Below are 13,445 nucleotides of genomic sequence, written 5' to 3' on the forward strand. Positions count from 1 at the left end.
CCAATAGATAACTAAAATTTTAAACTCTCAATAAATAAATTAAAAAAATCTAATTTTTATGCAGCCAGTAATTTCTATCATCATCACAGTTTACAACCGCGCCAATTATCTCAAATTAGCCATAGAAAGTGTTTTATCGCAAACTCGCCCAGACTTTGAACTGCTGATTTGGGATGATGGTTCTACAGATCATAGCCTAGCCATTGCCCGTGAATATGAACAGCGCGATCGCCGCGTGCGGGTAATAGCCAGCCAAGATAATCTGGGAGTAGCCAAAGCTTTAAAAGCTGCGATCGCTCAATCTCGTGGTAAATATATCGGTTGGTTAGATAGTGATGATTTACTCGCCCCCACTGCCCTAGCCCAAACAGCAGCAGTATTAGATGCTAAACCCAATATCGGCTGGGTTTACACCGACTATTTAGACATTGATGAAAACAATACAATTCTCAGTTATGGCTATCGTTGTCTAGTACCTTATAGCCGTGAAGAACTGTTAAATCGGTTTATGACATTTCATTTTCGGCTAATTCGCCGTGAAGTGTTGGAATTGGCCGGAGGAATTGACGAAACACTGGCAACAGTAGAAGATTATGATTTGTGCCTGCGACTGTCAGAAGTTGCGGAAGTAGAGCATATCTATCAGCCCTTATACTACTATCGCACCCATCCCGAAACATTATCACAGCAACGCAGACAAGAGCAAATCAAAAAAGCCCAACTAGCAATTATCAAGGCACAAAAACGCCGACAGCAAATCCAACCTAGCTTACAAAAGAAAGCCCTCATTCCTGGTAGCAAGATAAATTTCCCCGCTATTACCAAAGCTAAAAAGCAAACATTAGCACTCAGCAACATCGCTTTGCTACTATGCCTCATACCCACAACAGCGATCGCCCAAAACATTACCCCCGCTAATGATGGCACAGGCACAATAGTTAATACCCAAGGCAACAACATCAATATTAGTGGTGGTAGCCTCAGCAGCGACAAAGCCAACCTCTTCCACAGCTTCAGCAAATTTGGACTAGATGCCAACCAAACAGCCAACTTTTTATCCCAACCATCCATCCAAAACATCTTAGGCAGAGTCACAGGTGGAGACGCATCCATCATTAACGGCATAATTCGCGTCAGTGGTGGCAATTCCAACTTATATTTAATCAACCCCGCAGGCATTATCTTTGGACAAAATGCCAGTTTAAATGTACCAGCATCTTTTACAGCTACCACAGCCACTCATCTTGGTTTTGGCAATAATAACTGGTTAAATGCTGTGGGCAGCAACAACTACAGTCAACTTATCGGCACACCCAATAGTTTCGTCTTTGATAGCAGTGTTGCTAGTGCGATTTTCAACCAAGGTAATTTAGCTGTACCAAATGGTAATAATTTAAGTTTATTTGGCGGCACAGTGGTAAGTACAGGCAGTTTATCTGCCCCTGGTGGGAACGTCACAATTGCGGCTGTACCGGGAAGTAGTCTACTCAAAGTCAGTTTAGCGGGAAACCCTTTGAGTTTGGAAATTCAACCGTTAAATTCCACTAATGATAATTTGCCATCGAATGATTTAGCGACGTTATTAACTGGTGGTGGCGGTGGCAATGCCAATAATTTAGTTGTAGAGAATGGTGAGGTGAAGTTAACTGGTTCTGGTTTGACTGTGAGTAATGGTGATGTTGTCGTCAATCAAGCATCTGGGAAAAATGTTACCCTGGCTGCCAACCACAATTTAACACTACCAGAAAGTCAACTTACTGCCACGAATAACTTAAATTTACTGGCGAAAGATACAGTCAGAGTGCGTGATAGTGTCGCTAAAAATTTCTCAGCAATTGCGGGGAATAAACTCACAATTCAAGGCAATCAAGGTATTGATATTTTTGCGATTAATCACTTACAGCAAACGCCTTTTGTTAGTGGTGGTAATCTCTCTTTAGTTAGTGATGGCAAAATTTCTTTAGACGCGCATTTTGCTAGTGGCGGTAAATTTGCAATTCTCAATTCTCAGCAGCAAGGGGCAGACTTTATTAGTTTAGTTGACCCAATTTTTAGTTCTAACCAAGATGTTACCTTTGGTAACTATACTGGGCCATCTTTAAAGGTAGAATCCCGTGGTAGTATTACGACTGGCGCAATTGTAATTACTGGTGCAGATACCGCCCTTTCTAGTACTACTGCTGATGGTCAAATTTTGAGTAGTCAGCCAGCATTGATTTTACGGGCAGGTGTCAGCAGTTTACAAGAGGTTACCACTGGTAATCCCTCAGATTTTATTACTAGTGGCTCTTCATTCATATCATCAGGCAGTATATCTTCACCGGGTAATGTGAATGTCACAGGTGATATTTCATTTAGTAATTATGGTGGCCCTGTCATTATTAGTGCTACTGGTAATATTACGACTCAAGATATTACTAGCCCAGACAATGAAAATAACATTAGCGGTAGAGTCGAGCTGACAGCCGGAGGTGATATTAACACTAGCGATATTACCACTGCTAGTTTTGGAACCAGTGGTGCTGTGACTTTAACCGCAGGAGGTAGCATTACCACGGGTGATATTGATACATCATTTGACAACGAAGGTGATGGTACAGCAGGTCAAGTAAATCTGACAGCCGGAAATAGTATTACCACAGGAGATATTGACGCATCTGCCGCAGGTTTTGGAAATGTAATTGCAGGTGCAGTCACACTCCAAGCTGGAACTAGCGGCACATTTGGGCGTAATATTACTTTTAATAGCATAGATACTCAAAGTTTTGATTTTAGCGAAGAAGGTATAGCCCAAGGCGGAAATGTCAATGTTTTGGCTTATGGGTTAGTTCGAGGTACAGGCGTGATTGCGATAGAAGGTTTTGGTACAGATACAATTAATACCACTGGTTCCACTCAATCAGGCTCAATTACAATTCAACATGATGGCGGGCCAAATAACGTCCCATTTATTGTTGGCAATTCCGCTACTAATGGAACATTTGGAAATATTGTAAGAAATGATACGCCAACAACTGGTACTTCATTTCCAGTTTTACCCAATGGTGGCACAGTTACAGATACAGGTAATGGCGCTAATTTTATTTCTATTAACACACCACCAACTATCACAGCCAATTCACTGTTTTCCGCAAATCAACCGATAACTTTTACATTGGGGTCTTTAAATCCGATTACCAGTGATGTGAATAATGACAACTTGACAATTATTTTTGATGCAATTTTATCTGGGACGTTGACATTTCAAGATGGTACACCAGTTACATCTGGTAGTGTATTAACTTCTAGTACCGTGTTAGTATATACACCACCATCAGGAGCTAGTGGTCAAATTCCGGCTTTTACCGTTAGAACTAGTGATGTTGTTTCTCAGTCAGCACCTCAACAAGTCAATATTACTGTTACGCCACCCCAATGTACTATTCTGTGTGTAACACCTCCACAACCTCCAGAACCTCCCAAAACTCCACCAATTGATCCCGATTTTCTTCCAGATGAAAAGTTTACGGATAAGGTTGGGAGTTATTTGGGAGAAGGTAAACCAGCAATTAAAAGTATCGCTGAGGCGCAACAGATTCTCACTAAAATTGAAACTTCTACAGGTGCTAAACCTGCCTTAATTTATGTTTCATTTGTTCCTGCAAGCATTAAAGAAACTGCTCAATTACCCATTCTTTCTAAAGATAACGACATTCTAGAATTAGTGGTGGTAACGGCTAAGGGTGAACCCATTCGGCAAGTATTACCAAATGTAACGCGATCGCAAGTTCTCGCAGCCAGTCGTCAATTAACCAGCGCCGTCACAGACCCCGCCCTGCGTCGTACCTATATCAAACCAGCGCAACAACTATACAACTGGTTGATTGCACCCATTGAATCTAGCCTTAAAACCAGAGAAATTAATAACTTAGTTTTTCTTATGGATACGGGATTACGCGCTTTGCCCGTAGCGGCACTGTATGATGGTCAACAATATTTAGTTGAACGCTATAGTGTTGGTTTAATGCCCAGCCTCAGCTTAACTAATACCCAATATGTTGACATTAAAAAAGCGCAAGTTTTAGGTATGGGCGCATCGAAATTCATGAACCTCGACCCATTACCAGCAGTCCCCACAGAATTAAACACTATCACTCAGAAAGTTTGGCAAGGTAAAGCTTTTTTAAACGAAGCCTTCACTTTAAAGAATCTCAAAGCCCAACGACAACAAACACCCTACGGAATTGTTCACCTCGCTACCCACGGCGAATTTAGAAAAGGTGCGCCCGGTAACTCTTATATTCAATTGTGGGATAGCCAACTGAGAATGGATCAAATGCGTCAACTTGGTTGGAATAACCCCCCTGTAGAACTAGTAGTACTCAGTGCTTGTCGTACAGCTTTAGGTGATGAAGATGCAGAATTAGGTTTTGCTGGCTTTGCAGTGCAAGCTGGTGCTAAGTCTGCATTGGCAAGTTTATGGTATGTTTCTGATGAAGGCACATTTAGCTTAATGACTGAATTTTACGAAAAGTTAAAACAAGCCCCAATCAAAGCTGAAGCCCTCCGACAAGCACAAATAGCCATGCTCAAAGGAGAAGTACGCCTAGAAAACGGTAAACTCAAAACTTCTCATGGTGATTTACCACTACCACCAGTCTTACTAGAACTTGGTGATAAAAGCCTAACTCATCCTTATTTCTGGTCAGCTTTTACCATGATTGGTAATCCTTGGTAGATCACAGCATTGAGAGACATTGCATAAATGCAGGATGAATTAAGCCTTTTTAGCAAAGTTAATTATCGATTTTTTGCGCTTATCTTGCGGGTACTCCTTCGGAGAACTCGTAAGAGTAGCCGCTACCGCGCCTATGCGCGAAACAAAAAACATCCTGCTAATCAGTAACGCCCATTTATACTGTGATAAACATTGAAAGTTATAGCGGTAGTTGTGGGTCTCAATCCCCTACTAATTAATTCTGAATCCCTCTCTAATCTGAAAATAGCTATATTGTAAGATTACTTCACATAAATCTGAATATTTTATTGATTTTGTGCAATTCTTGACTTAAACAAACTGAATAAGTATATACTTAACTGTGTATAATTTAAATCACCAAAGTAGAAACTTAAATCGAGTTATTACTCAAAATAAATATGTTATCAGTTTTTTTTTGAACAGGAAATTTAATAAAATTACTATCAAATTGTCAACAATTTTTCAACAACATCAGTCTGCTTTTCAACTATCTTTAGGTAAAGCCACAATATTAACAGTTACCAGCATCATTTCAGGATTATATCTAACACCTAAAACAGCGATCGCCCAAAACATTACCCCTGCCAACGATGGCACAGGCACAACAGTTAACACCCAAGGCAACAACATCAATATTGGTGGTGGTAGCCTCAGCAGCGACAAAGCCAACCTCTTCCACAGCTTCAGCAAATTTGGACTAGATGCCAACCAAACAGCCAACTTTTTATCCCAACCATCCATTCAAAACATCTTAGGCAGAGTCACAGGTGGAGACGCATCCATCATTAACGGCATAATTCGCGTCACAGGTGGCAATTCCAACTTATATTTAATCAACCCCGCAGGCATTATCTTTGGACAAAATGCCAGTTTAAATGTGCCAGCATCTTTTACAGCTACTACAGCCACACGTCTTGGTTTTGGCAATAATAACTGGTTAAATGCTGTGGGCAGCAACAACTACAGTCAACTTATCGGCACACCCAATAGTTTCGTCTTTGATAGCAGTGTTGCTAGTGCGATTTTCAACCAAGGTAATTTAGCTGTACCGAATGGTAATAATTTAAGTTTATTTGGTGGCACAGTGGTAAGTACAGGCAGTTTATCTGCCCCTGGTGGGAATGTGACAATTGCGGCTGTACCGGGAAGTAGTCTACTCAAAGTCAGTTTAGCGGGAAACCCTTTGAGTTTGGAAATTCAACCGTTAAATTCCACTAATGATAATTTGCCATCGAATGATTTAGCGGCGTTATTAACTGGTGGTGGCGGTGGCAATGCCAATAATTTAGTTGTAGAGAATGGTGAGGTGAAGTTAACTGGTTCTGGTTTGACTGTGAGTAATGGTGATGTTGTTGTAACTCAAAATATCATCACTGCTGATAGATTCAATGGTCAGTCCGGCACAGTTAATATAACAGCAGAAGGTAATATTACAACTAATAATATTGATGCTTCAGCCTTCAGTCGTTTTGAAAGTGCTACAGCAGGCGCGGTTAATTTAACAGCAGGCGGTAATATTACAACTAATAATATTGATACTTCCGCAGCTTTAATTTTGGGGACTGCTAATGCAGGTGCAGTGAATTTAATTGCTGGTGGTAACGTTACTGTGGGTAGCATCAATACAAGTGCGATGAGTATTGATGTTGAGCAAATTGAGTTTATCAATGCAAATCTTCCGCCTCAAGCTGGTATTTCGTTGCCTGATACACCCCCACTTGCTCAAGGGGGTAATGTTAATCTTGTAGCTAATGGTACTGTCAGGGTAGTAGGAGAAATTCTTGATAATGATCAGCCTACTGGGAATTCGATTTTGACTAGTGCATTTACTCAACCGGGTTCTGTCACTATTCAACATAACGGCGGCGTAAATAATGTGTCATTTGTGGTAGGTGATGCTAATTTGAATGGGACAAAAGCAGCTATTAATGTCAGTAAACTTAGTTTTTTTAATCAAACCTCAACTGTTGCAAACATCATAAATAGCGACGATTCCCAAATTACGCCGACATCACCAATTAACACTTTTCCTGTACTTCCACTAGGCGGGCGTGCGGAAGGTACGCCTGGTTTAATTTCTATCATTTCTGTTAATACTCCACCTACTTTAACAGGTAATGCTAGTATAATTAATACTCGCCAAAATTGTCCTGTTACATTTACCTTTGGTTCATTAAATATTAGTACTAATGATGTTAATAATGATGTCAGCCAAATAATTATAGATGGGATATTATCTGGTTCTTTAAATTTGGAAGATGGAACACCCGTGACATCAGGAACTATTTTAAATCCAGATACAGTTTTAGTTTATACACCACAAAGGGGTTCTGTTGGTCGAATACAAGCTTTTACAATTAAAGCAAGTGATGGTATTTCTGAATCTGCACCACAATCAATCAATGTTAATATCACGCGACAACCAATAATTATCCCTCCGCCTAATCCCGATAATCCTGGAACAGATAATCCCTCGCCTAATCCTGGAACAGATAATCCCTCGCCTAATCCTGGAACAAATAATCCTCCTCCTGTAGATACGAATAATTCTTTTAATCCCGAAACAAATAATCCGCTAAATATAGACCTAACTGATGTAGTTGATTCGGAGACAGAAGAAGAGAAAACGGCTAGTATTCCAATTTTGGAAAAAGATCAGTCTTTGCTCAATGTAGATATAGATAAAGAGATATCTAAAATTGATGCCAGATTTACTAACCAGTTTGCCCAATATTTAGGTACAGGCACACCACCAATTAAAGGTATTAAAGAAGCTAGTGAAATATTAGTCAACATTGAAGCTGCTACAGGTGTAAAACCTGCGTTGATTTACGTTTCGTTTGTGCCGAAAACACTCAAGCAGAGTGTTTTATCAGAACAAAAACTCACGCCTCAAGCCGATGATGTTTTAGAGTTAGTCGTAGTTACAGGTAAGGGTGAGCCGATTCGGAAAGTAATTGATGTGACGCGATCGCAAGTTTTAGCTGTGAGTAAACAGTTTACCAACAATATCACCCAACCAAGTTTGTCAAATAACTATCTTACTCCGGCTCAACAACTCTATAACTGGCTAATTACACCTCTAAAATCTAACCTGCAAGCACGACAAATCAATAACTTAGTTTTTATTATGGATGCAGGCTTACGAACTATGCCCATAGCCGCACTTTATGATGGTCAACAGTATCTTATAGAAAACTATAGTGTTGGCTTAATGCCAAGTTTGAGCCTAACAGATACCACATACGTTGATATTAAAACAGCAGAAGTTTTAGGGATGGGTGCATCTCAATTTATAAACCAAGATCCCCTACCATCTGTACCTTCAGAGTTAACTACTATCACACAAAAGCTTTGGCCTGGTAAAGCCTTTTTAAACGAAGCTTTCACCTTAACAAATCTGAAAACTCAACGACAGCAAAAAGCTTTTGGAATTGTTCACTTAGCTACTCACGGCGAATTTAATTCCGGTGCGCCGAATAACTCCTATATTCAATTGTGGGACACTCAATTAAAAATGGATCAGATTCGCCAATTGGGTTGGAATAACCCACCAGTAGAACTGGTGGTGCTGAGTGCTTGTCGTACAGCCTTGGGTAATGAAGATGCAGAATTAGGTTTTGCTGGCTTTGCGGTGCAAGCTGGTACAAAATCGGCATTGGCGAGTTTATGGTATGTTTCCGATGAAGGAACACTGGGATTAATGACCCAGTTTTATGAGAAGTTGAAGCAAGCGCCTATTAAAGCTGAAGCCTTGCGGCGATCGCAAGTTGCTATGCTAAAAGGCCAAGTGCGAATAGAAATGGGTAGGCTGCGGACTGCGCGTGGTGATGTACCATTACCACCAGTTTTACTAGAACTTGGTGATAAAAAGTTGACCCATCCCTATTTTTGGGCGGCTTTTACGATGATTGGTAATCCTTGGTAATGGAGTGTGGGGAGTAGGGAGTGTGGGGAGAGAGGGGGGAAAGATTTCTTCACTATCCTCCCACACCTCCCACACTTCCCACACCTCCCACCCCTTCCACACCTTTCACACCTCCCACACTTCCCACACTTCCCACCCCTCCCACACCTTTCACCCATTCCATTTACTGCATAATCATCCGTGCGACTTTATCCATAACTTGACTCAAGGGATGTTCTGGATGACGTAAGCAGAATAAATCACTACTTGCTAGTTGAATTAATTCTTCTGCTAGGGGTAAAATTCCGGCTACGGGTGCGTTGTAGATTTTTTCGACTTGTTGTTTGAGGGTATCAAAATCTAAAGCTGGAAGTGCTTTATTAATTAATAACAACATATTTGGTACTTCCAGTTTGCGGGCTACTTCTACGGTGACGGCTGTACCTTGAAAATCTTGGCGATCGGGGCGCAAAATTAAAACTAAAATATCAGAAATCGCAATTGAAAGTAAGGTTTCTTCGTTGAGTCCTGGGTGAGTATCAATGAAGAGGAAATCTAGTTGTAAAGCAGTCAGTAATTTTTGAAAGCCTTCGTTAAGTAAATTAAAATCAAATCCTTCCCGTAAGACTTTGGTAATATCTCTGGCTTTAATACTAGAAGGAATGAGATAAATTCGTCCTTGTTTTCCTGCTGTTTGACCTAAAACTGAGCTAACATCGTAGGCTGATTCTTCAATATTACAGCGCCCCCAAAGATAATCATTCAAGGCATATTTCATTTTCTGTTCATCAAAACCAAATAAAACATGAATCCCCGGTGATTGAATATCTGTATCAACAATGCCAACCCGATAACCATAACGTGCAACAATTCCGGCTAGGTTAGCGGTGGAGTTTGATTTACCTGTACCGCCGCGAAAGGAATGGATAGATACAATTTTTGACATGATGAAAGTGATTTTTGTAGGCGAACCACAGAGACAGCAGAGTAATATATAGCAGTCCTAGTTGATATGTGAATAACAGAGACAAGGGAGACAAGGAGGACAAGGTAGACAAGGGAGAGAAATATTTTTGAAGAAGAAAGAATTCAGAAGTCAGAATTCAGGAGTCAGAATCAATTAGTACGTAGTATGTATGATGTGTTATCGGCAAGAGTACAGCATCTACCTCAAAGCTTTCTGTGCGTTACGGCTTACGCTTAACACACCGTACACATACTAATTTTTTCAGAAATCATTTAGAATTGCTATAGTTGTAAGAATTTTTACATAATTTTAGAGTTTATCCCAAATATTTTGACTGAGTTTACTTTTCTTTTTTTCACCAAAGTAGGGTTGATAGTAGATTAATCCACTATCATCTACTTCTTGAATAAATCTTTGGGTAATTAAAGTTTTTAATTGCTGTTGTGCTAGTTCTTCAGTCGTATTTAAATGAATTACTACTTCTGCTAAAGTAACTTTTTGCTGGCGAGTTATCCAATTTATTAGTTGTCGCTGTTCGTCTGATAAATCGAGGATATCTAATTGACTATTTTGGGGGAATGCTTGGTTAGATTCTTGGTAATTCATGATGATTATTTATTTTCTTTCAATTTTTTACTACGACGTTGTAAATCTGCTAGGTATTCTAGTTCGTCTGGTTCTTCAATGGTGGTTGGTGTGGTGGTGATTTCTAAGTTATTGTTCGGGTTTTGAGGTAGTAAGGTTTCTTGGGAATTAAGTTGGTTGCGTCTGTCACGGACTTGTTGTAGGTAATCTATTTCTGTGGGTTCAAAATTAGTAGGTTGAGAAATGATGGTGTCAGCTAACAGATGATTAGTTTCTAGGTTATTTACAGTAGGTAAAATTGTGGGTGGCAAGTCTTCAATATTATCTCGCCCCCGCAAATCTTTGGCTTTTTGTTGTAATTCTAAAAAGTAATCACTTTCGGTAATTGCTGCTATTTCTTGATTTTTTTTGTCTTCGTCAATGTCAATATTAATTTTGAGAAAGCCTTTGACGGTTTTAACAATTGTGGCGGCATATCTGTCTATTAAAACCACAGCAACAGCACTGCCTAACAAACCTAAAACTGGTGGTACTAAAGGTATCCAACCAGCTTGGAGAAAGATAATATAAGTACTACCTAATAATACAGCGATCGCTACACCACCACCCAATATCAACAGCCAAGGTTTGCGAATTTGCCAAGCTAAAAATCCCCCAACTAATGACCAAGCAAAGATCCACAACCCTTCTTGCCACTCGTTCCAATACCAAAATAAAGGTCGTTTATCTAAAACTGCACTTAATATCTGACTAGCATTTTGGGCGTGAACTACTACCCCTGGCATTTTTTGGCTATCGGCTGCACCCGCACTATAAGGTGTGTAAAAGGTATCTTTCACAATTTGGGCAGTATAGCCAATCATGACAATTTTGTCTTTAATTAAAGCTGGGTCAACTTTATCTGCAAGAATGTCGCTGAGGGAAACTTGCTTGACAGCGTTTTTGGCAGAACGATAGTTTAGTAGTATTTGGTAGTCTGATGTATCAATGTTGTGATAGCCGCCAGCTTTTAGTGTTAGGCGTTTGAGAACGGTAGAATTAAACTGTAATTCACCAGATTTGGTCTGTTGTGGCTCAATTCCTTGGGCGGCGAGGTAACGCACCACCATTTGAAAACTCAGCGATGGTAGTTGGTTTTCGGGATCAGCGATATTGCAGATATGTTCGCTAGGTTTGGGTAGTTTGGAAGCTTTGGGAACAGAAATCATCATCCCTTGGCGGACTGTACCACCAGCATCTACAGGAAAGTCCGCAACTCCGACTCTATCTTCAGGAATCCCCGGTGCGGCGGCGATACCGGGAGAATCAGCTTTACTCAGAACGCAAACAGCCGCTATATTCTCGTTTTCTGCTAAGATTTGCATTAAATCTGCCCGACCTGCGGCTGCACCTTGTTTCACATCCCGCAAAATATCTATGCCAATGACGCGCGGTTCATGTTCTGCGAGTTTTGTTAATAACTGCGCCATTGTGCCGTCTTCAATGGGATATTCTTTGCGGGTTTGAATATCGTTATCATCCACACCCACAATTAAAAAGCGATTGTCTACCCCTTCGTCGGGACGCGATCGCATTAACCAATCAAATGCAGCTAACTCCATCCCCTGCAAACTTCCCAATTCTCGCAATCCCAAGATTAATCCCGCGATCGCTACACTGGTGACAACCACTGTTCCGCCAATGGTGATAACTGTTTGACGGAAATTGCGACGTTGGGAATTTTGACCGACCATTGGCGTTACCTCTTTCTTGATTTGCTAAAGTGTAAATGTTAAAAAATAGCTTGTTTCTTGAAGAAATTTGGAATGTAATACTTGTTTGCTGTCACTAACATTTTGCTAATATGCGTCCAAATTACCTGTTTTGCTTCACTCTGTCATTGGTTATTTAATATTTCTCAATGAAATTGATTTGAGAAATACAATAGATTGATCTGCCTGATTTCTCAAATAATCATGCTATCTGTTTATTTCAGAATGATTGAGAAATGCTATAGTGTTTTCACTGAGGCTATTTTAAGCCTAGATTAACTAAATTTAAGCAGAAAAGATTCGCAAACTGAAACTTTAAATATTCGGAAATAGTCATTTATAAAAAAATACATATTGTAAAAAATATGCTCAACAAAAACTTACTATTAATTACATTAGGCTTAACTCTCATTCCCGATTTGCTGCTGGGGACAATCCCCACAATTGCAGCGCCTACTAATAGCATCGCTCAATTCGGTATTCCGCGTTCCACACCCAGATTATTTCCGCGTCGCCGTTCTCTATTAAAATTTAAAGTGCCAGGAATTCGTGGTTCTCGCAATCTCGAAGCCGGCGCAGCCAGGGGAAAATGCAGTCCGCAAAATATCAGTGGAGTTTTACCACTCAAACCGCCCAAGAGTGCTGCTCATCAAATTCCTGTAGAATTAACACTGAGCGATCGCCCGACGTTTTTTGTGAATGTTCCCCAAACCTCTGCACAGCAAGCAGGATTTTTACTCAGGGACGAAACTGGACAAGAATTACTTGACAAAACTCTGTCCATCACAATCAGTAGTGGTATTATGAACTACACCTTACCGACCGATTTTGCGGGGTTAGAAGTCGGAAAGAAATATCAATGGCGTTTTTCTTTACTGTGTGATTCTACCAATGGCGATCGCAGTGGCGATCCAATTGCTAGTGGTTGGATTGAACGTGTCGAAGTATCATCAACAGTAGCGAGTAAATTACAAACAGCAACACCTAAACAGCGTGTCATTATCTATGCAGAAAATGGTTATTGGCATGACACTCTAAAAACCTTGGCTGATTTACGTACTGCCCATCCCAATGATTTAACTTTAGTTCGAGATTGGGATGATATTTTGCGATCGGTCGGATTAGAAGCAATGTCTAAGCAGCCTTTAGTTCCTCTCAATCCTACAACAGCAGCTAGTCAATAAAAGAGGCTAGTACAACAAGGCAAAAGTAAAAGGTCAAAAGGAAAAAGAAAAAATATTGATACCACAAGCCTTTCAGCAATTTCTTATGGTCTGTTTATTTACGCCAAGCTGTACTAGTTGCTTATTCAATACAGATGAAATGTCAAATCCCCGACTTCTTCAAGAAATTGGGGATATTTTTATGAGGAACAACAGAAATTACGCCTTATGTGAATGAAGCCAGAGGATGCTGTTCAAAAGTAAGCACATCAATACCAAAACGCTGACGCAGAAAAAGGCGTAGAGTATGACTGGTGATTTTAGCGGCAACATG

6 protein-coding genes and 1 pseudogene are annotated in these 13,445 nt (G+C 40.3%); 3 read left to right on the forward strand and 4 right to left on the reverse strand.

The genetic code is table 11. The annotated features are described in order from the left end of the window. The first annotated feature begins 58 nt into the window (after positions 1 to 58). Both H6G74_RS15230 and H6G74_RS15235 read left to right on the forward strand, forming a co-directional pair. Positions 59 to 4,717, forward strand: coding sequence for a CHAT domain-containing protein (locus tag H6G74_RS15230; RefSeq protein ID WP_190968475.1), 4,659 nt, complete (start codon positions 59 to 61; stop codon positions 4,715 to 4,717). A 469-nt stretch (positions 4,718 to 5,186) separates the two neighbouring features. After that, positions 5,187 to 8,666: a CHAT domain-containing protein gene (locus H6G74_RS15235; protein WP_242051238.1), complete on the forward strand. Its 3,480-nt coding sequence runs from the start codon at positions 5,187 to 5,189 to the stop codon at positions 8,664 to 8,666. Positions 8,667 to 8,829: 163 nt separating this feature from the next. Here the strand turns inward: H6G74_RS15235 and H6G74_RS15240 are convergent, their stop codons facing one another. The 3 genes from H6G74_RS15240 to H6G74_RS15250 form a co-directional block, all read right to left on the reverse strand. Then, positions 8,830 to 9,591 carry a MinD/ParA family ATP-binding protein gene (locus H6G74_RS15240; protein WP_190968476.1) on the reverse strand — a complete coding sequence of 254 codons (762 nt, stop codon included), beginning with the start codon at positions 9,589 to 9,591 and terminating at the stop codon, positions 8,830 to 8,832. 330 nt (positions 9,592 to 9,921) lie between these two features. After that, positions 9,922 to 10,218, reverse strand: coding sequence for an ArsR family transcriptional regulator (locus tag H6G74_RS15245; RefSeq protein ID WP_190968477.1), 297 nt, complete (start codon positions 10,216 to 10,218; stop codon positions 9,922 to 9,924). A gap of 5 nt (positions 10,219 to 10,223) precedes the next feature. Further along, positions 10,224 to 11,930, reverse strand: coding sequence for a CHASE2 domain-containing protein (locus H6G74_RS15250; protein WP_190968478.1), 1,707 nt, complete (start codon positions 11,928 to 11,930; stop codon positions 10,224 to 10,226). Positions 11,931 to 12,313: 383 nt separating this feature from the next. On the opposite strand from H6G74_RS15250, the gene H6G74_RS15255 reads away from it, so the two are divergent. Then, positions 12,314 to 13,132, forward strand: coding sequence for a DUF928 domain-containing protein (locus tag H6G74_RS15255; protein ID WP_190968479.1), 819 nt, complete (start codon positions 12,314 to 12,316; stop codon positions 13,130 to 13,132). Positions 13,133 to 13,337: 205 nt separating this feature from the next. On the opposite strand, the pseudogene H6G74_RS31910 reads toward H6G74_RS15255, so the two are convergent. Beyond that, positions 13,338 to 13,445 (reverse strand): annotated as a pseudogene (locus H6G74_RS31910) (IS982 family transposase); the annotation flags it as partial.

The sequence above is a fragment of the Nostoc spongiaeforme FACHB-130 genome, from assembly GCF_014698475.1.
GTDB lineage: Bacteria > Cyanobacteriota > Cyanobacteriia > Cyanobacteriales > Nostocaceae > Nostoc_B > Nostoc_B spongiaeforme.